The sequence below is a fragment of the Allobosea sp. TWI1241 genome (assembly GCF_039673065.1).
GTDB lineage: Bacteria > Pseudomonadota > Alphaproteobacteria > Rhizobiales > Beijerinckiaceae > Allobosea.
On the sequence record NZ_JBDJKW010000016.1, the window covers coordinates 1 to 26170 of the forward strand.

General features: G+C 69.4%; 27 protein-coding genes and 3 tRNA genes. 6 read left to right on the forward strand and 24 right to left on the reverse strand.

Features of this window, described 5'->3' with window-relative positions; translation table 11 throughout:
* Positions 1-94: 94 nt before the first annotated feature.
* The gene (locus ABE438_RS17240) at positions 95-583 is read right to left on the reverse strand and encodes a VOC family protein (protein WP_346503897.1); all 489 of its coding nucleotides are present in this window, start codon (positions 581-583) and stop codon (positions 95-97) included.
* A 148-nt stretch (positions 584-731) separates the two neighbouring features.
* Between ABE438_RS17240 and ABE438_RS17245 the strand changes: the two genes are divergently transcribed.
* Positions 732-1046, forward strand: coding sequence for an Rdx family protein (locus ABE438_RS17245; RefSeq protein WP_346503898.1), 315 nt, complete (start codon positions 732-734; stop codon positions 1044-1046).
* A gap of 68 nt (positions 1047-1114) precedes the next feature.
* Here the strand turns inward: ABE438_RS17245 and ABE438_RS17250 are convergent, their stop codons facing one another.
* Entirely contained in the window at positions 1115-3757 is a 2643-nt protein-coding gene (locus tag ABE438_RS17250; RefSeq protein WP_346503899.1) for an autotransporter outer membrane beta-barrel domain-containing protein, read from the reverse strand.
* A 457-nt stretch (positions 3758-4214) separates the two neighbouring features.
* On the opposite strand from ABE438_RS17250, the gene ABE438_RS17255 reads away from it, so the two are divergent.
* Positions 4215-6125 (forward strand): heavy metal translocating P-type ATPase, encoded by a 1911-nt coding sequence (locus ABE438_RS17255; RefSeq protein WP_346503900.1) that lies wholly within the window; start codon positions 4215-4217, stop codon positions 6123-6125.
* 38 nt (positions 6126-6163) lie between these two features.
* On the opposite strand, the gene ABE438_RS17260 is transcribed toward ABE438_RS17255, so the two are convergent.
* From ABE438_RS17260 to ABE438_RS17270, 3 genes are all read right to left on the reverse strand, one after another.
* A tRNA-Gly gene (locus ABE438_RS17260) sits at positions 6164-6237 on the reverse strand.
* Positions 6238-6534: 297 nt separating this feature from the next.
* Positions 6535-6619, reverse strand: a tRNA-Tyr gene (locus ABE438_RS17265).
* 241 nt (positions 6620-6860) lie between these two features.
* The gene (locus tag ABE438_RS17270) at positions 6861-7427 is read right to left on the reverse strand and encodes an AAA family ATPase (protein WP_346503901.1); all 567 of its coding nucleotides are present in this window, start codon (positions 7425-7427) and stop codon (positions 6861-6863) included.
* Positions 7428-7549: 122 nt separating this feature from the next.
* Here ABE438_RS17270 and rlmB point away from each other — a divergent pair, with 122 nt between their 5' ends.
* Both rlmB and ABE438_RS17280 read left to right on the forward strand, forming a co-directional pair.
* Complete coding sequence (gene rlmB, locus ABE438_RS17275; protein WP_346503902.1) at positions 7550-8344, forward strand: 23S rRNA (guanosine(2251)-2'-O)-methyltransferase RlmB; 795 nt, start codon at positions 7550-7552, stop codon at positions 8342-8344.
* Positions 8345-8706: 362 nt separating this feature from the next.
* Positions 8707-10374, forward strand: a complete 1668-nt coding sequence (locus ABE438_RS17280; protein WP_465248632.1) for an MFS transporter — start codon at positions 8707-8709, stop codon at positions 10372-10374.
* 94 nt (positions 10375-10468) lie between these two features.
* Here ABE438_RS17280 and ABE438_RS17285 read toward each other — a convergent pair whose 3' ends face one another.
* A complete protein-coding gene (locus tag ABE438_RS17285; RefSeq protein ID WP_346503903.1) occupies positions 10469-11170 on the reverse strand; it encodes a L,D-transpeptidase in 702 nt (233 codons plus the stop codon).
* Between the two features lie 232 nt (positions 11171-11402).
* Here ABE438_RS17285 and ABE438_RS17290 point away from each other — a divergent pair.
* A tRNA-Thr gene (locus tag ABE438_RS17290) sits at positions 11403-11477 on the forward strand.
* A gap of 203 nt (positions 11478-11680) precedes the next feature.
* Here the strand turns inward: ABE438_RS17290 and ABE438_RS17295 are convergent.
* The 4 genes from ABE438_RS17295 to ABE438_RS17310 form a co-directional block, all read right to left on the reverse strand.
* Positions 11681-11986 carry a hypothetical protein gene (locus ABE438_RS17295; protein WP_346503904.1) on the reverse strand — a complete coding sequence of 102 codons (306 nt, stop codon included), beginning with the start codon at positions 11984-11986 and terminating at the stop codon, positions 11681-11683.
* A gap of 188 nt (positions 11987-12174) precedes the next feature.
* Complete coding sequence (locus ABE438_RS17300) at positions 12175-12837, reverse strand: SOS response-associated peptidase (protein ID WP_346503905.1); 663 nt, start codon at positions 12835-12837, stop codon at positions 12175-12177.
* Between the two features lie 173 nt (positions 12838-13010).
* Positions 13011-13403 (reverse strand): hypothetical protein, encoded by a 393-nt coding sequence (locus ABE438_RS17305; RefSeq protein ID WP_346503906.1) that lies wholly within the window; start codon positions 13401-13403, stop codon positions 13011-13013.
* Complete coding sequence (locus ABE438_RS17310) at positions 13396-13620, reverse strand: hypothetical protein (protein WP_346503907.1); 225 nt, start codon at positions 13618-13620, stop codon at positions 13396-13398. The genes ABE438_RS17305 and ABE438_RS17310 overlap by 8 nt, the downstream gene beginning before the upstream one ends.
* A gap of 60 nt (positions 13621-13680) precedes the next feature.
* Here ABE438_RS17310 and ABE438_RS17315 point away from each other — a divergent pair, with 60 nt between their 5' ends.
* Positions 13681-13935: a hypothetical protein gene (locus ABE438_RS17315; protein ID WP_346503908.1), complete on the forward strand. Its 255-nt coding sequence runs from the start codon at positions 13681-13683 to the stop codon at positions 13933-13935.
* A gap of 165 nt (positions 13936-14100) precedes the next feature.
* On the opposite strand, the gene ABE438_RS17320 is transcribed toward ABE438_RS17315, so the two are convergent.
* The 14 genes from ABE438_RS17320 to ABE438_RS17385 form a co-directional block, all read right to left on the reverse strand.
* Positions 14101-14580, reverse strand: a complete 480-nt coding sequence (locus tag ABE438_RS17320) for a hypothetical protein (RefSeq protein WP_346503909.1) — start codon at positions 14578-14580, stop codon at positions 14101-14103.
* A complete protein-coding gene (locus ABE438_RS17325) occupies positions 14580-14924 on the reverse strand; it encodes a hypothetical protein (RefSeq protein ID WP_346503910.1) in 345 nt (114 codons plus the stop codon). Before ABE438_RS17325 ends, ABE438_RS17320 begins: the two co-directional genes overlap by 1 nt.
* A 26-nt stretch (positions 14925-14950) precedes the next feature.
* On the reverse strand, positions 14951-15247 hold the full coding sequence (locus ABE438_RS17330) for a hypothetical protein (protein WP_346503911.1): 297 nt from the start codon (positions 15245-15247) through the stop codon (positions 14951-14953).
* A 13-nt stretch (positions 15248-15260) separates the two neighbouring features.
* A complete protein-coding gene (locus tag ABE438_RS17335) occupies positions 15261-15623 on the reverse strand; it encodes a hypothetical protein (RefSeq protein WP_346503912.1) in 363 nt (120 codons plus the stop codon).
* Positions 15624-15763: 140 nt separating this feature from the next.
* Positions 15764-16537 carry a peptidoglycan-binding protein gene (locus tag ABE438_RS17340; protein WP_346503913.1) on the reverse strand — a complete coding sequence of 258 codons (774 nt, stop codon included), beginning with the start codon at positions 16535-16537 and terminating at the stop codon, positions 15764-15766.
* Between the two features lie 51 nt (positions 16538-16588).
* The gene (locus ABE438_RS17345; protein WP_346503914.1) at positions 16589-17092 is read right to left on the reverse strand and encodes a hypothetical protein; all 504 of its coding nucleotides are present in this window, start codon (positions 17090-17092) and stop codon (positions 16589-16591) included.
* A gap of 11 nt (positions 17093-17103) precedes the next feature.
* Complete coding sequence (locus tag ABE438_RS17350) at positions 17104-18282, reverse strand: glycine-rich domain-containing protein (protein ID WP_346503915.1); 1179 nt, start codon at positions 18280-18282, stop codon at positions 17104-17106.
* 5 nt (positions 18283-18287) lie between these two features.
* Positions 18288-18914, reverse strand: coding sequence for a hypothetical protein (locus ABE438_RS17355; RefSeq protein ID WP_346503916.1), 627 nt, complete (start codon positions 18912-18914; stop codon positions 18288-18290).
* Positions 18911-20017: a baseplate J/gp47 family protein gene (locus ABE438_RS17360; RefSeq protein ID WP_346503917.1), complete on the reverse strand. Its 1107-nt coding sequence runs from the start codon at positions 20015-20017 to the stop codon at positions 18911-18913. Before ABE438_RS17360 ends, ABE438_RS17355 begins: the two co-directional genes overlap by 4 nt.
* Positions 20018-20029: 12 nt before the next feature.
* Positions 20030-20560, reverse strand: coding sequence for a phage GP46 family protein (locus ABE438_RS17365; RefSeq protein ID WP_346503918.1), 531 nt, complete (start codon positions 20558-20560; stop codon positions 20030-20032).
* 1 nt (position 20561) lies between these two features.
* Positions 20562-21089 carry a phage baseplate assembly protein domain-containing protein gene (locus ABE438_RS17370; RefSeq protein WP_346503919.1) on the reverse strand — a complete coding sequence of 176 codons (528 nt, stop codon included), beginning with the start codon at positions 21087-21089 and terminating at the stop codon, positions 20562-20564.
* Positions 21089-22168, reverse strand: a complete 1080-nt coding sequence (locus tag ABE438_RS17375) for a phage baseplate assembly protein (RefSeq protein ID WP_346503920.1) — start codon at positions 22166-22168, stop codon at positions 21089-21091. Before ABE438_RS17375 ends, ABE438_RS17370 begins: the two co-directional genes overlap by 1 nt.
* Positions 22168-23475 (reverse strand): DNA circularization N-terminal domain-containing protein, encoded by a 1308-nt coding sequence (locus ABE438_RS17380; protein WP_346503921.1) that lies wholly within the window; start codon positions 23473-23475, stop codon positions 22168-22170. Before ABE438_RS17380 ends, ABE438_RS17375 begins: the two co-directional genes overlap by 1 nt.
* The gene (locus ABE438_RS17385; protein WP_346503922.1) at positions 23475-26156 is read right to left on the reverse strand and encodes a phage tail tape measure protein; all 2682 of its coding nucleotides are present in this window, start codon (positions 26154-26156) and stop codon (positions 23475-23477) included. Before ABE438_RS17385 ends, ABE438_RS17380 begins: the two co-directional genes overlap by 1 nt.
* Positions 26157-26170: the final 14 nt, after the last annotated feature.

Here is a 26170-nt window from a genome sequence, read left to right on the forward strand (position 1 = left end):
CCTTGTTCCTGACGACGCCCTCGCGGGGCGGAAAAACGCGGTCGAATTAGGGGGTTTCGCCGCGCGATGCAAGGGTTTGCGACGCGCGCCCGGCTCAGGCCGCCCTGCGCGAGCCCGCGCGCTCGCGCGCAACAAGCGCCCAGACATGGCCGAACGGGTCGAAGAGCGAGGCGACGCGGCGTCCGTAGAGGTCGTTCTGCACCGGATCGCGCAGGGTCGCGCCGGCCGCGATGGCCTGCCCGACGGCGGTGCCGACATTGTCGACGCCGAGATGGAAGATCGTGCTGACGGCGCCCGGCGCCTTCGGGAAGAACGGGCCGCCGCGCTCCGGCGCCGGCATCCTGGCGGGATCGACGCCTGCGACATGGATCAGCATGCCGCCGATCCGCATCTCGACGGAGGTCGGCACGCCGTCGACCCGGTGGACCTCGCCGCGCTCGGCGCCGAAGGCCTCGGCATAGAAGCTCGCGGCCTCGAGCTCGCGGCCGAGCTCGACGAACAGGGCAAGGGCGAAATCGCCGCGCGCCTCGGCGCCCAGATCGGTGCCCATGTCGCTGGAGCCATCGGAACGGAGGTCGGTCATCATCGTCGTCCCTTGCGGTTGCTGAGGCGGCGCAGCATGCCGGCAAGCGCGACGAAGCTAAGGCGCCGCTCTGGCGCAATCGCGGCAGGATGCCGTAAGACGGCGCCGCTGCGGCGGCGCCACGGCCGCCCGGAGACAGGACGACGAGATGACCGAGACTGCCCCGCGCCCCCGTATCGCCATAACCTATTGCAGCATGTGCAACTGGATGCTCCGCTCCGCCTGGATGGCGCAGGAGCTGCTCCAGACCTTCGGGCAGGATCTCGGCGAGGTCGCGCTGATCCCGCGCACCGGCGGCATCTTCCTGATCCACTACGACGACGCGCTGATCTGGGATCGCGCGGTCGATGGCGGCTTCCCCGATTCGAAGCAATTGAAGCAGCGCGTGCGCGACCGGCTCGATCCGCAGCGCAGCCTCGGCCATGTCGACGGCCACAAGGCGGCGGGCGACGCCGGCGCCTGACCGGCCAAAAAACGAGAAGGGCGCCGGGAGAGCCCCGGCGCCCGCCGATGCTGCCGAGCGGGTTCGACTCAGAAGGCGACGCGTAGCTGGGCGGTGCCGCCGAGGCGGTTGCTGCGGGCGGCGAATTCGCCGTCCAGGTTGAGGCCGAGTGTGACGCTCTCGGTCAGGCGGGCGCTGATGCCGGTCGAGACGAGCGCGCTGTTGCGGTCCATCGTCGCGCCGCGGGTCGAGAAGGCCGTGCCCGGCAGGGCGATCAGGCTGGCCGAGAGGGCCTCGCCGCGCTGGAAGTAATGCGCCCAGGCGCCGCGCACATAGCCGGTGACGCCGATGCCGAACAGGGTCGTCCTGGCGTCGAGCTGCAGGCCGATCTCGCCGCGCGAGGTGACGTCGCTGCGCCGTGTCAGGGTCAGCGCTCCGACCGTGACGCCCGTCCAGTTGGTCTCGACGATCGCCGGCGTGCGCGAGCGGGTGGCCTGCACGGCCGCCAGCGGCGACAGGCTGATGCCGTTCCACTCCAGCGCCGCGAGATTGGCCTGAAGACGCCCGCTCCAGGCTGTGGCCTGATAGGAGGAGGTCACGGCGGTGCCGAGCGCCCGGATGGCGCGGCGGACATCGGTGTCGAGCACGGCATAGCTGCCGGAGGCCGCGAGCTTCAGCGGGCCGAGCTTCGTGCTGCCATAGAGGCCGAGCTGGTAGATGTCGGCCTCGGCGCGGCCGAGCCCGCCCGGCATCGAGGCGTGCGCGCGCCCGGCCGAGACGGCGATGCCGGCGATCGTGCCGGGCATCAGGCGGATGTCGACGCCGGTGGCGATATGGGCGTCCTCGATGCGGCGGCGGGCGGAGCCGGCGGCCGCATCGCCATCGGTGCGGCCGGTCGAGCCCGAGGCCGAGCCCCAGACCGCATAGCGCGGTGCGTCGAGCCGCGCCGGAGCAGCCGGCATGTCTGCGCCCTTGCTGACCGTGCCGGAGAAGCTGGCCATGCCGGGGCCGGGACCGCCATCGTCGAGGCGGCCGGCGGCCATCGGGTCGAGCATCGCACCGAGGAAGCGGTCGGACGAGATTTCGGTGACTGCGGCCGAGGCGGTATGGACCTCGCCGGTCAGCTGCCGCAGCGCGCCCGGGATCGCCGCCGCCGGCAGGTTGTAGATCGGGAAGAGCCCCGAGACGTCGAGGCCGCGCGCGGCCGCCGCGTCGATGGCGGCGGCGATGGCGAGCCCGTTGGCCGATTGGGCGTCGGGGGCGAGCACGGAGATGATCTGCCGCGGCCGCAGCGTCAGCAGGACCTCGCTTCCGGTGTAGCTCACCACCGTCGCGACGCCGTCGCCGAAGGAACCCGTGCTGTCCACGGTCGCGAAGGTGCCACTGCGGCCGCCGGCGGCCGAGAGCAGCGTGTAGGGATTGTCGAAGCTGTAGCTGCCGCCCAGCGGCACCAGCCTGAGCGTGCCGGCGAGGCTGGCGGTGCCGCTCACGTCGAGCCGGTCGGCGGTCGCGCCCTGCACCTCGGCCAGATAGGTCGAGCCGGCGGCGAAGCTCAGGTTGCCGCGGATGGTCAGCGTGCCGGGCGAGGTTCCGGGCGAGATGGTCGAGCCGGCATTCGCGGCGACGTTGCCGATCACGCTGCCGGTGCCGGAGAGCACGCCGCCGTCCAGCGTCAGCGCCGGGGTGACGAGGCTGCCGTTCACGATGGTGGCGCCGGCCGTCTGCCGGTAGCCGGAGCTCGCCGCCAGCGTGCCGCCGGTGGCGATCTCGACGCGGCCGGCATTGTCGACCGAGGTCAGGGCCGTGCGCCAGCTGCCCGCGTTGAAGCTGCCGGTGTTGGCGAGGCTGGCCGTGCCGGAGAAGGCGCTGTCGCGATTCGGGCGCCAGACCCCGCTGTTGGCGATCGCCACGGTCGAGCCGGCGACGTTGGCGCCGGCGCCTGCGATCAGGCCGGCATTGTCGACCGTGAGCTGCCGGCCGGCGCCGGTCTGGCGGAAGGCGTAGCCGGTGCCGTCGATCACGCCGCTCGCCAGGTTGGTCAGCGTGGCGTTGGAATTCGTCGAGACCGCCGTGGTGCCGCCGACGATGGTGCCGGCATTGCTGATCGTGGCGTTGCGCTGGTCGAGGATCGCGACCGTGGCCTGGGTCGCGTCGCCCGGCGAGAGCGTGACGCCGTCGGCGATCGACAACCGTGCCGTCTCGACGCCGCTGCCCTCGAAGCGCACCGCCCCCTGGACGTTGGCGCCGAGGCTGACCGTGTTGGTCGACGGACCCTGCGTCACGACCTGGACGCCGATGCCGGAGGCGCCGGTCGCAATCGCGGCGCCGACGGTGATGGTGGCGTCGCCCGGCGCCGCGTTGACGTTGCGATAGAGGATGCCGACGCCCGACGGCGTCGAGATCGTGCCCGTCGTGACGGTCGAGATCGTGGTGGCGCCGGTGGTATCGGCCTGGATCTCGATGCCGTTGCCGCCGGTCAGGCTCATCGTGGCGTTCATGCCGGTGAGGTTGACGGCACAGGTCGAGGACGGGCTCTGCTCGACGAGAATCCCGCCGGCGCCGTTGAAGACGCTGGGCGGCGTGGTCGTCGCGAAGGTGAAATCGGTGCCACCCGTATCACTGAAAGACAGCAGGCCCTGGAACTCGGCCGCGACATTCCCGGTGCCGTCGCCGATCTCCACGGCGACGGGCGCGCCGCCATAGCTGAGCGGGAACGGGCTGATGGTGCCCACGAACGTGTTTGCGGCGGGGTTTGGGCACGCCGCCGATGCGGCCAGCGGGAGCAGAAGCGCAGTCAGGGAAACGCCGGCTGCCAGACGGAGCCGGTGGACAAAGAGCGAGGACCGCATAGGGGAAGGCCGCGAGCACGAGAAACGGGAAGGCCGCAGCCGATCAGGCCGTGACGGCGCAAGATCGACGGCACTCCGTTCCGCCGTCAATCGGTCGCCTGCCCAACTGCATGCATTTGGCGATGGTGCGGCGCCCGGGACACGTTTTGCGCTGGCGCCGGCGCGCCCTGTCATGCGCCGGCGGCGGTGTTGCGGTCGATTCCCCTGCGTCATCCATGCGGTAACTCTAGGTCGCCCGCGAAGCAGAGATTCGCCGCTTGCGCCCTCTTGGCTTGGGCGTCGTGCGATGCTCATCTCGTCCGACGATCCGCACCCTCAGCAGCCCTGCCGGCGAGGGACCATGGCCGCGCTCACGATCCATCTCGGGCTGCTCGCGGTCGCCTTCGCCGGCGCCGTCGCAGGCCTTCTCGCCCAGCATCTCGACTGGCCGCTCCCGGCGGCGCTGATCTGGAGCGCGGCGACGATTCCCGTCGCCCTCGCCCTGGCGGTCGCGATCCTGCGGGATCTCCTGACCGGGCGCGTCGGCGTCGACGCGATCGCGCTCGTCGCCATGGTCGCCTCGATCGCCCTCGGCGAGCCGCTGGCCGGCACCGTGGTGGCGATGATGTATGCGGGCGGAAATCTGCTCGAGGATTATGCGCGCGGGCGGGCGGAACGCGAGCTGCGCTCCCTGCGCGACCGCACCCCCCGCATCGCGCACCGCCGCGAGGGCGAGGCGCTGGTCGACATCGAAGCCGAGGCTGTCGTCGCGGGCGACGAGTTGCTGGTGCGGGCCGGCGAGCTTCTGCCGGTCGACGGCGAACTTCTCGACGCGCGCGTCAAGCTCGACGAATCCGCGGTCAGCGGCGAGCCGCTGCCCGAGACCAGGGTGAAGGGCGACCCGTTGCGCAGCGGTACTGTCAATGCCGGCGAGGCCTTCCGGTACCGGGCGTCGGCCGCGGCGCGCGAGAGCACCTATGCCGGCATCGTGCGGATGGTCGAGGCGGCGCAGACGGCGAAGGCGCCCTTCATCCGCATGGCCGACCGCTTCGCGCTGCTCCTGCTGCCAGGCACGCTGCTGGTGGCCGGGCTGGCCTGGTGGCTCTCGGACGATCCGGTGCGGGCGCTGGCGGTGCTGGTGGTGGCGACGCCCTGTCCGCTGATCCTCGCGGCGCCGGTGGCCTTCATCGGCGGGGTGTCGCGTGCGGCGCGTTCCGGGGTGCTGATCAAGGGCAGTGCGGCGATCGAGGGGCTGGGGCGGGTACGCACCGCGATCTTCGACAAGACCGGCACGTTGACCGAGGGCGGTGCCCGGCTGATCGCGCTCCATGTCGCGCCAGGCGTCGCGCCCGACGAGATCCTGCGACTCGTCGCTTCGCTCGAACAGGCCTCGCACCACGTCCTCGCAGAGACGCTGGTGGCGCTGGCGCGCCAGAGGGGCCTCGCGCTGGTTCAGCCCACGCAGGTCAGGGAATACCGCGGCTCCGGCCTCGAAGGGATTGTGGACGGGCGCAGACTCATCGCCGGATCGCGGCGCCTCGTGCTGGGCGAGGCGCTGTTGCCGGGCTGGATCCTGCCGGAGCCCGCAAGCGGCAGCACAGGTGCGCTCACCATCCTGGTCGCGCTGGACGGCGAGCCGGTGGCGCAACTGGTGATGGCTGACGCGCTCAGGCCCGACGCGCTCGGGACATTGGCCCGGCTGCGCGGCCTCGGGATCGATCGCATCCTGATGGTGACCGGCGACGATGCGCAGACCGCGGCCGCCATCGCTGCCGGCCTGCCGATCGATGCGGTCCGCGCGCAATGCAGCCCGGCCGAGAAGGTGCAGGCGATCCGTGCGGAAAAGGCCCGGCAGCCGACGATGATGGTCGGCGACGGACTCAACGACGCGCCGGCGCTCGCGGCCGCCGATATCGGCGTGGCGATGGGCGCGCGCGGCGCGACGGCCTCGTCGGAGGCCGCCGATGTCGTCATTCTCGTCGACCGGGTCGAGCGCGTCGCGCTGGCGGTCGCGATCGCCCGGCGCACCCATGCGATCGCGCGCCAGAGCATCGTCGTCGGGCTCGGCCTGTCGGGGATCGCGATGATCGTCGCCGGGTTCGGCTATATCCCGCCGGTGGCGGGCGCCCTGCTGCAGCAGGGCATCGACATCGCGGTGATCCTCAACGCGCTCCGCACCCTGATCGGCCCCGAGGCTGCCGGGCGCTCCGGGCAGGCGCGTGCACGGTCGGGCGGCGACGGGGAGATCGAGGCGGCCGGCGGCACGCCCTGACACGGCCATCGCCCGATAAACAGTCATGGAGAAAAGGCTGGAGCGGGTACCGGGAATCGAACCCGGGTATTCAGCTTGGAAGGCTGCTGCTCTACCATTGAGCTACACCCGCATCGGGCGCCAAATTCCGCATCGGAGGGGGTGGTGTCAACCTGCTTCTTCGGCGCGGTGCGCTTGAGGCGCGCGAAGACGGCGCGGGCCGTCATCGCGGCAGCTTGGCGGAGGTGCGTCCGGGCGGGGCGAGGCGAATCGGCGGCGGCAAGGAACGATTCGCAGCTGGCCCGGTCAGTCTCAGGTGCGGTGGGCACGACGATACCGGCCGAGGCGAAAGGCGCTGTGCCTCGTCTCTGCTCGATGTGCGGCTAGGTCGCTGCGAGGTGTCGTGCCCGTCAGCGCGGGCAGGGCAGGATGGTGGGGGAAGTAGGACTCGAACCTACGAAGGCATAGCCAGCGGATTTACAGTCCGCCCCCTTTGCCGCTCGGGACATTCCCCCGCCCTGCCTGCGATCCGGCCTGAGGGCCGGCTCGCAACCGTCTGTCTCACTTGCGTGAAGCAGCGGGCGCGGCCGGACTTATGGTGACCGGCCGCGCCCATGTCAACGCCAAAAAGGCCGCCGGCTTCCGAAACCCTGTGCACGCCTCGCCGGCTGTCGCTCGATCGCCGCGCCGCTGAACGGAGGCGGGAACCATGACCGAGGGCATGGCTGCGACGCCCGATCTTTCCGCAAACTGGCGTTACCTCCGGGGCGCGATGCCATGGCGCGCGGCGTCGAGCTGCGACAGCACGAAGGCTCGGCGCTCGGCTACCGGTGCGCGGGGCAGCGGCACCGGCACGTAGCCGAAGGAGCGCCAGGCGGCGGCGACCGCTTCGCAGGTCCGTTCCGCCTCGGCGCGGCCCTGCCGGCGCTCGGTGTCGCGTGTGTAGATCTCCGGCCAGAACGGCGCCAGGAAGACGGCGCGATAACGCAGCGTGGCGGCCGCCCGCATGAGATGGTCCGGCACGGGCAGGCCGGTCAGCCTGAGATAGCCGACGATGTCGGGCAGCCCGCGGTCGAAGAATACCGGGCCCGGCAAGGCCGCCGCCTCGCGATGCGAGCGCAGGTCGAAGCCGAGCATCTGCTCAGCGAAGGCGGCGGGATCGCGCCAGGGAAGGGCCGGGCCGTCGATCGCCTGCTGGTCGCGGATCACGGCGCGGCCGGCCTCGGGCATCACCGCATGGCCGGCGGCCGCGAGGGCGTCGAGGAGGGTGGTCTTGCCCGCGCCGGGGCCGCCGGTGACGGCGTAATAGGGCAGGTCGGTCATGCTGTCGGCTCCTTGGCCTCGCGGATCTCGTGTGAAGGAAGGCGGGTGTCGTCGCCGCTGCGGGCTGGCCAAGCGCGGTGCGGCGTGGCAGGGCTGGGGCTCCATCCTCGTCGGAAGCCGCGATGTCCTCGCCCTCACGTCCCCGTCCCGCCGCCCGCCATGCCGGGCGCCCGAAGCGCCCTTCCGGCCCGCTGCCGCATCGCCCCGGCGATATCGACGAGGCGGTGCTCTACGGCGCCCATCCGGTCATCGAGGCGCTGCGCAACCCGGCGCGACGTTTCCGCAAGCTGCTGGCGACGGAGAACGGCCTGCGGCGGCTGACGGAGGAGGTGGGCGAGCTGCCCCTGGCGCCCGAGATGGTGCGCCCTTCGGAGATCGACCGGCTGTTGACGCCCGATGCGGTGCATCAGGGGCTCTATCTCGTCTGCGATCCTCTGCCCTCGCCGGATCTCGATGCGCTGCCGCAGGACGCGGTGGTGCTGGCGCTCGATCAGGTCACCGATCCGCACAATGTCGGGGCGATCCTGCGCTCGGCCGCCGCCTTCGCGGTCGCGGCGGTGATCGTGACGGTGCGCCATTCGCCGGCGGCGACCGGCGTGCTGGCCAAGTCTGCCTCCGGCGCGCTGGAGCATGTGCCGCTGGTGGCGGTGCGCAATCTCGGCGATGCGCTCGATATGCTGGGCCGCCGCGGCTTCATGCGCATCGGCTTCGATTCGGAAGGCAGCGAGCCCTTCGAAGGCGTCACCCTGCGCCGTCCGCTGGTGCTGGTGATGGGGGCCGAGGGCAAGGGCTTGCGCCAGCGCACCCGCGAGCTCTGCGACCATCTCGTGCGGCTCGACATGCCGGGCGCGATCAAGAGCCTCAACGTCTCGAACGCCACGGCGATCGCGCTCTACGCCGCGAGCCGCGCGGACTGACCCGGCAAGCCGGGCGCTGTGGCGTCCGGCAGCGCTGTCCGCAGCCTTTGCAGGCACTGAACGCGCCGGCTTCAGCGCGCCGCGTCGCCCTCGCCGACACCCGGAGTCCGAGCCGATAGGGCGTTCAGCCATCGGCCGCGCGTGCATCCGCCGTTCGTCTTACGCCTTTCGGTGCAAGACCAAGTGCTCGCTTGTCGCAGGGGAGGGGCAGTTTCATTCCTACACCCAGAACAGTGGCCGTTCCAAGGCCACGTCCTGGGTCGGCCCTGTCCGGCTCCAACGCAAGACCGCCGAAAAGGCGGCCGGAGGGCGGCGGATGGTCCGGATCGCCCCCTGGAGGAACGTTAAGACGGGAGCGCTTCATGAGCATGGCACATGCATCGGCGGCTTCGACGCCACGCCCGATGACCAAGGAAGAGAAGCGGGTCATTCTCGCCTCCTCCTTGGGCACGGTCTTCGAATGGTACGATTTCTACCTCTACGGCTCGCTGGCCGTGATGATCGGCGCGCACTTCTTCTCCGCCTTCGACCCGAACACGCGCGCGATCTTCGCGCTGCTGGCGTTCGCGGCGGGCTTTCTGGTGCGCCCGTTCGGCGCGCTTTTCTTCGGCCGCCTGGGTGACCTGATCGGCCGCAAGTACACCTTCCTCATCACCATCCTGATCATGGGCGCCTCGACCTTCCTGGTCGGCCTGCTGCCCGGCTACAACACGATCGGTTGGGCGGCGCCGGTCATCCTGATCGTGCTGCGCATGCTGCAGGGCCTCGCGCTCGGCGGCGAATATGGCGGCGCCGCGGTCTATGTCGCCGAGCACGCGCCGGTGGGCCGTCGCGGCTTCTACACCTCGTGGATCCAGACCACGGCGACGCTCGGCCTGCTGCTGTCGCTGGTCGTCATCCTCGGCATCCGCACGACGATGGGCGAGGCGGACTTCGCCGCCTGGGGCTGGCGCATTCCGTTCCTGCTCTCGATCTTCCTGCTCGCCATCTCGGTCTGGATTCGTCTCCAGATGCAGGAATCGCCCGCCTTCAAGAAGATGAAGGCGGAGGGCACGGGCTCCAAGGCGCCTCTGTCCGAGGCCTTCGGCCAGTGGAAGAACGCCAAGATCGCGCTGCTGGCGCTGTTCGGCCTCACCGCCGGCCAGGCGGTGGTCTGGTACACCGGCCAGTTCTACGCGCTGTTCTTCATCCAGAGCATCCTGAAGGTCGACCTCTACTCGGCCAACGTGCTGATCGCCTGGGCGCTGATCCTCGGCACCGGCGGCTTCATCCTGTTCGGCTCGCTGTCGGACCGGATCGGCCGCAAGCCGATCATCCTGTTCGGCTGCCTCATCGCGGCGCTAACCTATTTCCCGCTGTTCGGCGCCCTGACCAAGGCCGCCAATCCGGGCCTCGCCGCGGCGCATGAGAACGTCAAGGTCGAGGTCGTCGCCGATCCCACCACCTGCGGCTCGGTGTTCGATCCGGTCGGCGTGCGCACCTTCACGCAGCCCTGCGACATCGCCCGCCGCACGCTGGCCCAGCAGGCGATCGTCTACACGACCAAGCCCGCCCCGGCCGGCACCCCGGCCAAGGTCACCGTCAACGGCAAGGACCTCGTGATCGACGCCGGCTTCGCCAAGGCGCTGGCCACCGAGGCGGTTGCCGCCGGCTATCCGGCCGCCGGCGATGCCCGCATCGTCAAGACCGGCTTCATGGGCGCGCTGTTCAACACCCAGTCGCTGACGATCATCGCCATCCTGACGGTGCTGGTGATCTACGTGACCATGGTCTACGGCCCGATCGCGGCCGCGCTGGTCGAGCTCTTCCCGACCCGCATCCGCTATACCGGCATGTCGCTGCCCTACCATATCGGCAATGGCTGGTTCGGCGGCCTGCTGCCGGCGACCTCGTTCGCCATGGTGGCCGGCACCGGCGACATCTATTACGGCCTCTGGTACCCGATCGTGATCGCCATGATGACCTTCGTCATCGGCATGCTCTTCGTTCCCGAGACGAAGGATCGCGACATCATGACCTACGACCATTGAGGCGGCGGGCATCACGCCTTAGCCTGAAACAAGAAGGCCCCGCCCGAAAGGGCGGGGCCTTTGACGTTGGCGGTCGCGCCTGCGGCCGGCCGGCTCAGGCCGGCAGCACGGTCACCGGCGTGCCGAGCGCGACGCGGGCGTAGAGGTGGATGATATCCTGGTTGATCATCCGGATGCAGCCCGAGGAGACGTTGGTGCCGACCGTGTAGGGCTCGAAGGTGCCGTGGATGCGGTAGCCGAGATCGCGGCCCTCGCCGAAGAGGTAGAGCGTGCGGGCGCCGAGCGGGCTCTTGGAGCCGCCGCGGACGCCGAGCCCGCGCGGGGTCTTCTCGAGCTGCGCCCTGATCTCCGGCTCGCGCTCGATCATTTCCGGCGGCGGCACCCAGTCGGCCCAGTCGCGCTTCATGTTGATGCGGGCCGCGCCGGTCCAGCCGAAGCCCTCGCGGCCGACGCCGACGCCGTAGCGCGTGGCGACGCCGGGCGATTCGACGAAATAGAGGTGGTAGGAGCCGGGATCGACGATGATGGAGCCGGGCGCCTCGCCGCGGCGGAACTCGACGGTCTGGCGCAGATAGCGCGGCTCGATGCGCTCATAGTCGATCGCCGGCACCGGGAAGCGCTCGCCCGGATAGGCCATGTAGACCTCGGCATAGTTCGGCCGCGACAGCGTGCGCGTCGGATCCCGGCGTGGCGCGGCGATCTCCGGCAGCGCGACGATGCTGCTGCTGCCGCAGCCGGCGAGGCCCGCGGCGGCGGCTGAGAGGGCGGGTATGGTAAAGGCGCGGCGGGTCAGCATCGGAACTCACTCGGTCTAAGGTTTGCAAAAGCATCGACTTAGATGGTTACGACCGAATGAATGCCGCCGGCGTCGCATCGAGGGCTGCCGCGCCGGCGGCACGGGCGCATGCCCGCGCCTTGCGCCGGTCAGCCCCGCTACCGCGCGACGGCACCGGCAAAAATCGGGGGCTTTCAGGCGATTCCAGCCCGCCCTTGCCCTCGCCGCGCCGGGCTGGTAACCGCAGCGGCGGGCCGGCGTAGCACAGCGGTAGTGCAGCGGTTTTGTAAACCGAAGGTCGGGAGTTCGATCCTCTCCGCCGGCACCATTCCACCCCAACGGAGGCAGTGCAGATAATTCAACGACTTAGGGTGAGCACACCCGGAAATCATTGGAGGTTTTTGCCCTTTTGGGCTCTTCCCGTCGACCGGCCGAACCCGCGCCAAACCGTGAACAAACCGCCCCGCGCCGCCCCCCGCCGCTTCGCGCCTATACAAATTCTGTACATGGCGGCCCCGCTCTGTTCTCGCCTCACCGGTTCCAGTTCGGCCAGCGGATTCGCTGGGTCGGCGAGTGGTAGGCTCGCTCAGCTCTCTTGCTCTCGTCGCGCACGCGCTCGCAGCGGAAGCCGCTCGGGAAGATCGCGATGTCGCCGATCGCCATCAGGGCTGACCAGCTGGCGGCGATCGCCAGGATGACGTCGCGATGGCAGTCGACGGTCTTCGGACACCAGCACGAGACGTCGCGGCCGCCGGCGGCGCTCCGGAGGTCGCGCAGGATCTCCGCCACGGTCGGCGGTGCAGGATCGCCCTCGGCGCGCAGCTCGGCCCGAGCCATGTCGGCGATCGACTCGGGCAGCGTCCCGAGGGCGCCGGCGATCCAGAGCGCATAGAGGCGCGTCGCAGCCCATTACCGGATGCGGTAGGACGGTCTGCTGGATGCGGGTGAGGTTCGCGAAGCACCGTTGGGGACTGCCCCATGACCGCTAAGCCCCGACCTCCGCCCGTCGAGGTGATACCGGCCGATCAAAGGCTCAGATCGTCCGGACCGTCCTTCTTGCGCCCGCGCGCCACGATCTTGAGGCTATCGTCCGGCAGGGGCCGCTGCAGGTAGCTCGCGACCGGCCAGTCAGCGGTCATCCAGGTCGCGCACTGCTCCGCCGTCGTCAGGATCACCGGCATCGCCTTCGGATGGATCGCCTTCACCTCTGCATTCGGCTCGGTCGTCAGGAACGCATAGAGGTCGGCCTCGACCTCTCCTTCCTTGAGCTTGCGGACCGACTTCCACTGCGGCGTCCAGATCCCGGCGAAGAAGGCGGTCGGCCGGCTCTCGTCGAAGGCGAACCAGATGTCGCCGCCGGCGGCCTTGTTGAACTCCGAGAACGACGTGAACGGCACCAGGCACCGATGTTCGACGCCGAGCCACCGACGCCAGTGCGGGCTTTTGGTGTTGCGGACATTGGTGACGCCCGGATCGGTCTTGCGACCTTCGAGAGCGAAGGCAGGCGACGGCATGCCCCAGCGGGCTTTCGCAAGGCGCGGGACGCCGTCGCCGTTGCGCACGATCGGCGCCTCGTAATCGGGAAAGATGCCGGTCTGCGGCGGCAGGTTCATCCCGCCATCGTCAAAGCTGGCGAAGAGCTTGCGCATGGCTTCGACCGGCATTGTGTGGCTGTAGAGGTTACACATCCTCGTCGCGGTCCGAGCAGGCGCGCCAGAACACGGGCTGCAGCATCTCATTGTCCTCCGATACCCAAAGCCCTTCGGAGAAACGCATTCGCTGCACTTCAGGGATCCTGTTAGGCACCATCCCCTCGACGAGAGATCCGTCGCGGGGAGCTGTTTCCATATCCCGCCAACCCTCAACCTCCATCGTCAGCCTCCCCGATCCGCCGCCGGCGCTCGAGCGGCGCCGGCTCTGCAGGCAGCATGTCGCGCCGGCCGCCCTCGATCAAGGTCAGTCCTGAAAGGGACGGCGGCAGGTCCGGCGGGCCGCGGCGCCGCAGATCCGGGCAATAGCCGCCGCACTTCATCCCGTACTTTTGCGGCTTGCGCGTCGGATTGTATGGCGCCCATTCGCAACCGGCGATGAACCGGCCGACGAGCCGGCCCATGGTCACGTCGGCCCCGAACTTGGCGGCCAGGACCGCTAGCCGCACATCGCCGCCGCGCCGGCAAAAATGGCAGGCGAAGCGCACGACCACCCAGGGATAGCGGCGCAGCAGCGTGTCCTCGTCTGGCGGCTCGTCAGCCATCACGCTCTGGCCGCGCGCCCTGTGAGAACACGCCGCGCACGAACCCGCGCGAGACCGACCGATCCGCATCCGCCAGGAGCACGATGAAGCTCTGCGCTAGCGCCCGCAGCGCTGCAGCTTCAGACCCATACTCGTCGAGCAGATCGCCGACCAGGCCGGTGATCTCCGCATCCATGCAGGTGTCGTCTTCCGGCTGTTCGATCGGCTGGGCTGCCATTGATTTCGTCCGCTGATTATGAGAACGAAAAAAGAACAAAACTCAGCTAGGAGTCAAGCCATGGCCGCCGTCGATGCCTTCTTCCTCCAGCCCTTCAAGACGCACCGCAAGCGCCTGGTGCCGGCTCAGCGCGTGCCCGCGAAGACGAAGCATCACGCCATCAATGATGGCGAGCGGCTGGCGCGTACGGCCGAAGGCGTCGCGGTAATTCACGTCGTCGCCGACGATGAGACCGGCGAGGTCGGCGCGATCGAGGTACTGGCGCGCCACGGCGCCATCCCGGACGAGTTCGAAGAGCAGATCCGCGCGCTGTGAGGCGAAACCCGCGCCGGGCCTATGATGCGGATGGCCGCGAGATCCAGCCCGAGACCGTTGCCAGCCACCTCGCGCACGGGAAACGCGAAAAAGGCCCGGCCCCGCGTGAGCGAGGCCGGGTAGTCGGGGAGGGGCCGGTTGCGCCGGCCAGGCGATCGCGGGGCGTCAGCCCGGCAATGGCGGGACCCGAATCTGCGGCAGCTCCTGCCAGATCGTCCAGAGACCGTGCGGCATGCGGTAGTTGATCTGTCCGCGGATGATGAGGCCCGGCACGCGGTCGAGATCGACGGGGATGACGACGCAGAGCTCGTTCCGCCCTGGTCCGAGCGCACTGGCCTGCGGGTTGCGCAAAACGGCCCCGTCGCGCTGGCGTTCGGTGATCGCCGGGAACTCGACAGCGGTCCCCTCTACCGTGATGGACCAGGAGACGACGATCGGCTGCGCATAGCGGACCTTGGTCCAGTACCAGGCCCAGCACATGCGGCCCGGCGATCGATCCTGCTGGTCGATCTCGACGCGCTGCTCGGTCAAGACCGGCGCGAAGCGCGCCTCGAGCATCGGCGTGGCGTAGAGGAACAGCGTCGTCCCAATGATGCCGGCGACCGCCCACACCGCCACAGCCGCGACCGTTCGCGCGCCGAGCATCACTTCGCTCCCTTGATCGCGAGCCAGACCGCCGTGCAGATGCCGCCGAGCAGCACCGTGACGACGGCCTTGAGCCCGTGGCTGACGAGCGCCTCCCGCGTCTCGCGGGCGGCGCGCATCGCGGTCAGGTCCTTGCGGAAGGCCGGGATATCGTCGATCCCGACCCGATCGAGGAAACGCTGTATCCCCTCCTCGACCATACCCTCGACGTCTTCGGGCTTGAGCGCATCGCGCTTGAACAGCACGGCGGCGCGCTCGGCCGCCGCCGTGGCCATGCGGTCGAGATCAGCCAGGTTGACCATTGCATAGCTCGGCGGGACATCGGTGGGGTTCGGTGGGGGCATCGGGGCCGTCTCCGGAGCGGGTTCGGTCAGCCGCGGGTGACGACGGTGGATGGATTGTCGACCTTCGCCGCGATTTCCGGCGTGGTGACGATCCTGGCGACCTCGGAGAGTGCGGCCGCGCGCGCGACGAGGTTCGCCCGAGTGTCGCGCCAGGAAGCCCAGGCGCCGTAGGCGATCGTCAGCAGAAGCACGACGCCCTGCATGATCCAGTCCGTGACCGCGCCGGCGTAGCCGGTCTCGATCCCGAGCCGGGCCAGCAGCCAGACGACTGCGCCGAAGAGCCATACGCGGAGTGTCGGCAGGAGAGGCTTGATGAAATCCATGACGATGCTCCAGTCAGGTTCTGCGTGCCGCGTCGAGCGCGGCATAGGCCGAGGCGAGGCTGGCGAGGGCCGTCGCGAGGTTCCTGGGCGGCGCGGCGCAGAAGGTCGCGACGACGATCCGCGCGTCCTGCGCGGCGCGCTGCGCCTTCTCCGGCGCGAAGATGTCGACGGCGAGCGTCGCAGTCTGGACCTCCGCGCAGTAGCGGGCGAGCTTCGCGCTGACCTTCGCGATCTGCGGGTCGATTCTGGTCTCGCCGATCACGGCGCCGACGCCGGCGGCGATCTGCTGCCAGCTGGTGGCCGTGGTGTGCGAGGTGCAGGCGCCGAGCGCGAGCGCGCAGGCGAGCGCGGCCGCCGCAATGATGCGGTGCTTCATGGTGGTGCTCCGATGTCAGGGATGGCGGCGGCCGGCCGCCGGCGGGGTTCACCGACGTTTGGACGGCGGCCGGTGAAAGTGGAGGAGCCAGACCGCCGCACTGATCGGCGGGAAGGCCTCGCGCAGAAGGGCCGCCAGCATCAGATCGCCCGCCCCAGATCATCCTTGCCGACCTTGAAGGAAGGGCAGGCCTTGGCGTTCGTGTAGTCGTTGTGGCCGTTGACGCGTCTCACGCCGCGATGCTTGCGGGCGAGCTCGCGCGTCAGCCAGAGCATCGAGGCGCGCTGCGCGGCGGTCCTGGTATCCTTCGGCGTCTTCCCGTCGGCGGCGACCCCGCCGATATAGCAGCAGCCGATCGTGCCGCGGTTCTTGCCGCCGTCGGCGCAGTGCGCGCCCTGCTGACCGACTGGCCGGCCGAGCATGATCCGGCCGTCGCGGTAGACGACGTAATGGTAGCCGATGTCGCTGAAGCCACGCTGCTTGTGCCAGGCGCGGATGTCGGCGACGGTGAAGTCCTTGCCCTCCGCCGTCGCCGCGCAGTGCCAGATGATCTCGTCGATCGCCCGGGCCGTGGCGAGCAGCTGGAGGCTGGCGGCGTTCGGCGGGGGTACAGCAATCGTACTGGCGGCCGCCGGGGCAGACGGCGCCGGCTGCGCCATGGCCGACTTGTCCGGCTCGCCGCGGCCGGGCATCGGCGCGGTGATCGCCTGCTTCAGCGCTGTCTTCGTCTGCGGACCGGCGATACCGTCGTCGACGAGCCCGTGGCCGCGCTGGAAGGCGATGACGGCTCGCTCGGTCGCCGCTCCGAAGTCGCTATCTGCGATCAGCGCGGGCGATGCCCCAGCAGAATTCAGGTCGAGCTGCAGGGTGCGGACGGCAGCGCCACGGCTGCCCCGCTTCAGGGTCCCGGTCATGTCGGTGCTCCGGATAATGAAAAGCCGCCCGAAGGCGGCTGGTCAGGACGGCTAGCGCGCCATCGCCTCGCGCCACAGCTCGTCGATCGTCGGCTCGTCGAGATCGAGCGCGGTCCCGATCTGGGCTATGAGCGGGTGGTCGCGGCGATATTCACTGGCGTCCTGCCATTCGATCGTCGCGATTGAGCGATCCGGCTCGGCCAGGCTGAGGATCGCGGGCTCGACCTGATCCAGCACGCCGTGCGCTAGCAGCGTGAGCCGGAGCTGCCGACGTGTGATCGGACGAAGCGGGATTTCGGGCTCCGGATCGGGATCTGGCGACGCGAAATCGTGGCCGTCCCAGGTCCAGCCGGGCGCGGCCTCCTCGGTGGCGACGAGGATTGCTCCGTCCGGAGCCTCGATCACCGCCTCATAGGTGACCTCCTCGGCGCCTCCCGGCCCCTCAACCGAATAGGTCGCCGGGCCGCGCGCGGCACGGCCGTCCGGATCGATGGTCTTGCCCGTGATGTCGATGACAGCCGTCACAAGGCCGCCGCTGACGATGACTGCGTGCATGCTGCGATCCCTCAGTATTCGAGCCAGACTTCGCCACGAGCGCCAGTTCCACCCACGTAGCTGGCTCCGCCGCTGGCCGAGGCCCCGCCTCCAGGCACTCGACCATTCGCGGACGCACCGGCTCCGCCCATCACGCGCTGGCCGCCATTTGGCGAGGCCGAGCCGTTGCCTCCGAGAATGGCCGGGCCATACACGACATAGCCGTAGTCGCCATTCGAACCGGCCAGGTTGATGTCGCCGCCCACCGCAGCACCCCCGTTTGGCGAGTTCGCGCTGCCGTTGGTCGTCGTGCCGTTGAGGCCGCCACCGCCGCCACCCGCCGTAATTGTGGTGCCGTTGACCGTGACCGTGGTCGCATCGCCTGGCTGGCCGGCGCGGGCAGGAGAGCCCGCCCCTCCGAGCCCGCCGGCGCCGACCGAGAACGACACGACATCGCCAGGAGACACGTCGAAGGAGCGCTGGACATACGCGCCGGAGCCTCCGCCCGAAGCCGCGCCGACGGTCGAGTAACCGCCACCGCCGCCCGCACCCCAGGCCGAAACGCGAATTCGGTACACGCCGGCCGGGACAACGAATGTCCCACCGCCCGTCGCGGTGACGATGACGCGCGTGGTTAGGAAGGACGCCGCACGGATCTCGGACGGAAGCGGCGCGATGACGCAGATCGCGGTGCCATCGTCGAGTGTCGGATACCACCGGCCCGCGACCAGATCCCCGACGACCGGGTCAGAGCCGTCTGCCTTCTTGACCAGGCGATTTCCGCGGCCGCTGGTGTTCGCATAGACGGTCGTGCTCGTGTTCGTGCCGGGCGCCTTGACCCAGAGGACGCGGCCGGCGGCGTAGGCGGGAATGGCAAGTGCGGGATCAATCGACCAGGCGTTGGCCGAACCGCCTGCCACGGCGAAGTTCATTCGTCCGCTCTGCACAGCGTAGGCCAGCATCTCGTCGAGATCGTCGATGGGGATGCCGCTCGCTTGGAAGAGCGTCAGGAACTGCGCCTTGTAGTTGTTGATATGCTCGGCGGTCAGTGGCGTGCCGTCCTCGGCATTGTCGTCGGTGCAGTCCTTCAACCAGGAGAAGCCGGCACCAGCGGCGTCCCCTGCACGGCCAGGGCGCGCGAGCGCGTGCTCGGGCGTCGAGGTATAGGGGCCGAGGATGTCGACCATCGGTGGGACGAGCGGTTTCACCATGAAAGTCAGTCTCCGAAGGTCACGATGACGAGGTCGGCATGGGCCGGGATGAAGGGCTCGACGACGCAGCGCAGGCGGGCGACATCGAAGGCACAGCGGCGCACGCGCCCCGCGCGGTAGCGGCCGGTCAGGGCCGGCCGGATGCGGGGCTGGTCCGAGACATCGACCCGCAGCACGATGGTGGACGGGGGGCGGCCGGTGCCTCCCGCCCGGGCCTTCCCGGCGCGGGCTCGCCCGGCGCGTTCGCCGCAATAGCGGGCGAGCCTGTCGCAGCGGACACGGAAGCCGGCCGCCTCGGCCATGCGAACCAGGAGGTCGCAGAGATCGTCGATGATCGGCAGACCGCGCGCGCAAGGATTCTGCTCGACGCCGCACGCGTCCGGCAGGCCGAACTCGCGCAACCATTCGGGCCTGGTCTCGATCGCGGTCGAGCAGAGTAGCTCGCGTTCCAGCGCGCAGGCCCGCAGGTAGAGCCCGTGCAGCGCGCTCGCGGCGGCCGACCAGTAGGCGAAGAGGACGGACCCCTCGTGCGGGCCGCCCGTCCGCGTCTGCCAGGCCCGGCCGGGCGGAAGATGCGCGAGAACGGCCTCGCGGACCTCGCTCTCACTGCGGCAGTCGCGGCCGAGCATCATCCGGAGAACGTAAGAGCGCCGGGGACCGGGAGGCGGCCTGCCGCCACGGCGACGTCGCTCCCAGGCTCGACAAGCACGTGCCTGTCTTCGCCAGCAGCATTGGCCACGGCCTGACCGATCCAGGAGCGTGAGAACGTCTGGCTCGTGGCGAGGAACGGCATCGCCGGATGTCCTGGATCGATGCCGGCGACGCGCGCGCGCCGGGCGAACATCTCGACGATCTCGATCTCGATCGCGTTGCGGGTCGCGATCTTGTTCGGGCTGAGGCCGGAGATCGTCACATCGACCGGCAGGGCTTCGGGCGCGGCGACAATGATGTCGGCGACGCCTGAGGCCCCGACGAGCTCGAGATGCGACTTCACTCGGGCGATCTCGCCGGCCGGCGCAATGCCGTTCTCGTAGATGCCGTCGAAGAGCGGGTACAGCCGCACCGTCCCGGGCCCGAACGGACGGCGCTCGACGAAGACTCGGCTGACCCCGCTGACCTCGCTGGCCCAGATCACATAGTCGGACGGGCGAGCGTGGCCAGGGCGGTAGGCCTTGAAGAACTTCAGGCGAGCGCGATAGGCCGCGAAGCTTTCGCGATCCGCGCCGCCTGTCAGCCCGGATGCTCCGACCACCGCCCCGGTGATCTCCGGAACGCCCTGCAGCGCCAGCGCGACGCCGGGCAGCGCAACGCTGGCGCTGCCCGCCTCAAGCGCGACCACCGGCAGCGCGACCTCGCCTGGCCCGGCCGCGAAGACGTCGGTCGCGAGGCGATAGGCGCGTCCGTCGGCGCGGGTCAAGATCGTGCCCCGCGCGATCGCCGCTGCCGCCGCGGCCGTGGCGACCACCTCGCCCGAGGCGGCGCTCGCCTGCCGAATAGGCAGCTCGAGATCGGCGCCATGGTCCTCGAGGACCTCATCGTCACAGGAGTGAACGAAAATCTGCCGGGCGATCCAGTCCTGATGATCGTAGGCGCCGCCGACCGCGCCGCCGTAGGCCTTGGCCGAAATCGCGACATTGTTCGGCCAGAGCCGGGCGAGCGCGCCCTCGAGCGCCCCGTCGAAGGCGGTGCGCAGCTGCGCCGCGATCTCTCCGGGTGTCCTGATCGAGAATGGCATGCGTCGGGCTTCCTAGTTCACCTGGTTCCACAGCAGCGCGAAGCGCTGGCTGAAGCTCTTCGTTCCGTCCTGGCTGAAGGCGTCGACCAGGAGGTCGAGCCGGTCGGCGGCACGATCCATCTCGACGCTGACGTCGAAGCGGGCGACGGCGCCCTGCAGGCGGATCGGCTCCAGCGCCTCGACAGCGGCATCGCGAACCCGGGCGGGCAGGGCATCGGTCAGCGCCGAGCGCTCGTAGAGCCAGATCCAGGAGCCTAGATCGGCCTCGCCGAGATCCTCGCGGACGTCGATCCGGTCGCCGAACCAGCCGCGCCGGTCGCCGTCATCGAGCATGGCGCCTTCCGGCGCACGCTTGTCCGTGAACAGCGCGATGATGATCGCGGTGGCGAGGCCGGCCTTCGCCTGCAGGCCGCCGCGGCTGCCGCTGGTGCCGCCTGGATCATCCAGCGCCCAGTCGCCCTCGCCGAACTCGTTCGACCAGACCGTGTCCCAGTAACCGGAGAGCGGCGCGAGGGCGCCGTCGCGCACTATGCGGATCTGCATATCAGATCTCGGCCGGTGTCGGGCTGTCGGGCTTTGCCGGGGCGACCGAAGCATAGACGCTCTGCGAGGGGCCGCCCGTGGTAACGACCGGGAACCACGGCCCCTTGCCGAGATAGATCGCCTCGCAATCGAGCCATATCCATTCGGTGGCCTCGACCTTTTGACGGCTGATCCCGCGCAGGTGGCTGTGCTTGCCGGCATGGTCCCAGTCGGCCTTGGTCGGGACCATCTTCAGCACCTGGCCGAATTCGTCGTAGAGCGCGGTCGCGCCAACGGGCAGGTCGCGCGGGCGCTTGCCTTTGAGCTCGAATCCGATGGCGAAGGTGCGCTCGGCCCGCCCGCCGAGCCGCAGCAGGAGCCCCTCCGCTCCGTCGCCCGGGTTCGAAGAGATCCCATGCTGCTGATGCCGAATGACGCCGTCGATCTCCTCGCCGGGCAGGCCGCGCACCTTGATCCGGTGATAGTCGCCGCTGTCGTCGCCCGACAGCATCCGGCCGCGCGAGATCATGTTGCGGAGCTGGTCCTGCATCAGTCCTCTCCCTGGTTCCAGCCGGCGCCAGACTTGTTCCCCTTGCTCTTCCTCCCGCCGTAGCTGCGCGGGTCGACGAGCTCGAACTGCGTGGAGGAGCCGCCACCGCCGCCGGCGGTCTTGCGCTGCGTGCAGCTGATCTTCTCGATCAGCATGTCCTGCGCGAGATCGAGCCATTGCGACTCGCACCAGTAGAGATTGCCGGGCTCGTAGAGCTTGCCGGCGGCGTCGCGCCAGCCGGCGACCAGGGCCTGGGCGCGCAGGGCCTCGCCGGCGGCGCGGTCGCGCAGATGGCGGGCGTATTCCTTCGCGCCCTCTTTCGAGAGGTCCTTGTCGACGACGACAATGCGGGTGCGCGGCCCCTCGACGCCGGGATCCTCGGATTCGCCCTCGATCTCGGTCGCCTCGGCGCCGCTGCCCTCAGACGCCTGGCCGATCACCTTGTACTTGCCGTAGCGGCGCGAGTAGTCGTGCTTGGCGCCGCCCTCGCCGAGGAACTCGCCTTCCTTCAGCCCTCCGGCATGGCGGCGGCCCGTCGGGCCCTTCGTGATGGTGGTGCCGCCGTCTGCGTCGCCGCGCAGCGTCAGGCGCTGATCCTTGAGCATGCGCTCGAGGGCGCGAAACGGGGTCTCGCCAGGCGTGAGCTGGAACTTCGGGAGCACCACCTTGATGCCGGGATCCGTCGAGACCTTGCAGCGCGCCTCGTCCAGCTCGCGGACGATCTCCTCCGGGGTCTTCTTGCGGAAGCCGCCCGTCTTGTGGACGGCCGAGGCGTCGACCAGCGCCGCCCCATGGCCGCGCGCCGAGACTGTCATCGACCGGCGATCGGCGGTGATCCTCGGGTGCTTAAAGTCCATCTTCCCGGAGAAGACTGTCTCGCCGTTCGATGTGACCTCGATCGGGACGCGGCCGTTGAAGGTCCTGTGCACCTCCTTCAGCGTGTCGTCGGAGGCCGCAATCTCGAAGGTCAGCCCGCGCGCCGCCTCGTTGATGGCGGCCGTCCAAGTCAGGCTTTCCCAATCGCGCCAGAGCTGACCGCTGACCCGGATCAGCACGTCCTCGCGGATCTCGACGAGCATCAGATTTCGCCCGCAACGGGGCCCGCCGGGGCTTTCGCCCGGAAACGGAGCGGCATGAAGGAGGGGCTGCGCACCCGGTTCGACCGAGCCAGCTCGCCGGCGCGTCCGGGCTCTTCGTAGAGCGCATAGGCCCAGACGATCGCCGGCTGCGAGCGATTGGTTTCCACGAAGACCAGCGGTGCGAGATCACGGCTGACGATGGACAGGTACTCGACGACGGCGCTGCGCAGCGCGTCGAGCGCGGCGCCGGCGCTGGTGGTCCCGGCCGGCGTGACCGCGTCGCTGCGCGAAGGTGCCGCGAGCACTCCGGAGAAGCCAGGCCGGAGCGGCGCAGAGAGCCTGCCGAGGCCGGAGAGCTCCTCGACGCAGCTATCGACGTGGGTCAGGAAGCTGGAGAGCGCCTCGCCGACCTCCTGCTGGTCGCGCCAGTCGCGCCGCGCCAGCGCTTCTGCCTCTACTGCGACAGCGACGACATGAGCAAAGCTCGCAAGGCCGGATTCCGCAAAGAATGCCGCTGCGGCTGAGGGTGCCGCGCTCGGCCGGGCCGATGGAGCGACATCGAGCATCGGGCGGAAGGAGCCGGAAGCGACCGCCACCGGGTCCATGCCGAAGCCGAGGTCAATGGCGGCCTGGCCGAGATCGGTGAGCAGCGTCGTCGCGGCCTCCGTGCCCCGGCCAATCTCGCCGGTGCGCAAGGACAGCTCGGTCGTCGTCACCGCAGTGGCGGCCGAGGCGATGGACGTCGCGAGGTTGTAAATGCCGACGACCGCAGAAACGATGTTGCCGACCATGGCGATCGCCGAGGAGGCTGTGCCGGCGATCTGCAGGGCCATGCCGACGACACTGGCGGCGGTGCCGGCAATCGATCCGAGTAGGTTGGACGTCGCGGTGAAGACGTTGTTCGCAGCCTGCGCCGGCGAGGCTGCGGCACCCCGGACCGGCTCGACGAGCCAGCGCATGTCGAGCGCGACATAGCCGTGGCGGCTCGCCTTCCGGCTGCGCGTGCACGAAAGCGGGCGGGCCTTGACCGGGCCGACCATTGGCATAACCAGCATGCCGGGCTTGTCGTCCCGGAAGGTCGCGGCGACCGCGTCGCCCTCGGCATCGGCAGTGCGCGACGCGACGAAGCCGACGAGAGAAAGCTCTGTCGGTCCGCGGCCGAGCCGCTCGAGCCGCCACATCCCGTTAGGAACCTCGTGGACCGCCTGGCGCAGCAGGTTTCTGACTTCCTCGTCGTCGACCTCGAAAGGCACTCCACGGAATGAGGCCGGTCTGAGCGTGCTCGCCCAGTCGCGATGGCGGGCCATCAGTCGCCGCCAGCTTCCGACATGGTCTTGCCGGTCGAGCCTGCCGAAGTGACGGCGGCGGAACCGGCCTTCAGGTTCCCGACGGCCGTGATCGTCTGATTGATCTTAGCCATCAGCCCGGGCTCGAGGCCGATCGTGCCGATAAGCTTCACCTCGGCCGAGCCCTCGAGCTTGGCCTCGATTTGCGCGTTCTTCAGCGCTGACCCGAGATCAGGCAGCGCCACGCCGCCCTTCGGCAAGGCGTTCTCATAGGCCGAGACGCGGCCGATCTCGGTCTGGCGGCTGGCCTCGGCCTCACGGTCCCACCAGCGCGGCATGCGGATGGTGTCGCGCTGAGCGGTCCCTGGAGCGGCAAGGCCGAAGCTCGGCCCGGATGGGCCTAGTGGAACGATGCCGGCATCGCCGAGCGTCGGCGAGTGCTGCGCCCGGACCTGCTGGGTCTGCGCTCGAAGAGCCTCATGGTAAGCTCGGCGCCGGTTGCGGCCCTGATTGTGAACCTCACCAGGCGCGACATCCTTGTACAGCCGCGCGTTGTCCTGGCCGATCGTATAGTTGAGCAGCTCGTACGCGCCATATGCTAGGCCAGCGTATCCGAGGCTCCGCGCGCCGAAGCGCGCGAAGGTCGATCCGATGCCGCCAGCCTTGGTGAGCGCGGCGCCGGCTCCTGCAGCGCCTGCGGCCGTCGCGCCGCCGCCGGCGATCGTCGCGGCTGTCGACGCGGTCTTGATACCGAGCAAGACGCCCGCGGCCGTGGAGACGGCGGTTCCGAAGACGATTAGCTTGTCGGGAAGGTTCCCGAGCGCCTCGATCGTGTTGCCCAAGGCGTCGATCGACGGGGTCAACCAGCCGGAATTGGCGGTGCCAATGTTGGTATAGGCAGTCTCGATCGCGCCCGTCAGTCGCTCCAGCGCACCGCCAAGGCCGCCTGTGATCGTCGTGCTGATCTTGTCGCCAAAGTCGCCGGGGGTTGTGCGCAGTTCCTGCCGGTCGCGCTCGAACTGCTCGAAGGCCTTGGCGATCAGGCCGATCTTGTTGCCGTGCTTATCGGTCGCGAAGGCGTTGAGCACGCCCAATGTCGGGTCCTTGGCGAGGATCGCCTGCAGCAGGCCTTCGGAATCGACGCTTTCGGCCGAGAACTTGTGGAACTCGCCGACCTTCTTCGCCACGGCCTTCCTGTCGGCCGCTCTCATCGTGCCGTCCTTCTTCGGCGCGAAGAGCGACGAGACTGCCTCGGTGACCGCTTCGGTAAAGCGCCCGCGGTCAGCGACGATCTCTGTGTCGGAGAGCGCGTCGTTCAGCTTCTCGCGGATCTCGGGGGTGAAGGATTTGCCGAAATCCTGCTTGAACTTGCCTTCGAGGCTGTCGACGCTGAGGCCGCCCGGCATCTTCGAATACTTGCTGTAGTCGACGCCGGCGGTCGCGAGCGCGGCCAGTCCCTTGTTGGTCGGAGCGACGAGTTTGGACGACAGGGTGCGCAGCGCCGTGCCGGCCTGGTCGCCGGAAATGTTCGAGCGCTTCATGCCGATGGCTAGCGCGCCCATAGTCTCGTCGCTGAGGCCGGCGATACGCCCGGCGGAGACACCGCGCTGGACGAACGGCATCAGGTCATGATGGCTCATCGCACCGAGCTTGCCCATGCGAATGAGCAGGTTCGACGCGCGTTTGGCCTCGAAATCGGCCTTTTCCGGGGTTGAGATGTCCTTGCCGGTCGAGAGCAAGAATCCGGTCACCGCCTGAGCGGCGTCGTCCATCGTGGTGCCCTTCATCGAGAGGGCGTAATTCTTCATCTGCCCGACCAGCGGGGCGATGGTCTGGGCGTTCTTCATGTGCGCTGGCAGGCGATTTGCCGTCGTGGTCTGCGCCTCGACGACGTCGATGTTGGTGAACTTCGTGTCGGCGCCGATCCGCTTGGCCTGCGGAATCAAAATGCGGTTCTGCTCGTCCTCGCTGAGGTCTGCGAAGGCCCTCTGGCGTCTGACCGCATAGTCCATCTCGCCGGCGGTCGTGACCGTCTTTTTCACCGCCTGCTTTGCATAGTAGCCGGCGACCAGGCCGCCGCCGACGCCGATATACGGGCCGTGGCCGGGCTTCTGGCCGGGCGTCTCGTGCGGCCGCTGGGAGATGAGAGGCACGCCGGAGCCGGATCTGGCGGCGGTGCCCCAGGGGCTCGTCGCCTGAGCCCGCATAGCGGCGGTCGCGCGGCGCGTGTCCTGCTCGAGCCGGCGCTGTGCCGTTGCCAGCCGCTCGACATTGATGCCGGCAGCCTGCAGCGCTTGGCGTCCGGCGAGAACCGCGTCCTTCTGCGCCGCCAGCGCACGACCGGTCTCCTGGACCTGCTGACGAACCTGTCTGTAACGCTCAGTCTGTACCCGCGTCGGCGGGCCGATCATGTTCATCTCGCGGCTGACCGCCCGCAGGCTGGTCAGGGCCTCGCGATGCGTGCGGCCGAGCTCGAGTGCGCCCCGTGCCGCCTCGCGAAAAACCTTGATCTTGCCGAGGTCATCGCCCGCCTTGGCGTACTTCGCCATGGACTGCCTGACAGCGTCGACCTGCGTCGTGACCGCCTTGACCTGCTTCGATGAGTTGGAGAGCTGGCGCAGTTTCGCCGCCACCGAGTTGAAGGCCTGGCCGGTGCGGTCGTCGGCGAGGATGACGACCTTGCTCTGGAGCTCGCGCGCCATGGGCTATGGCTGCC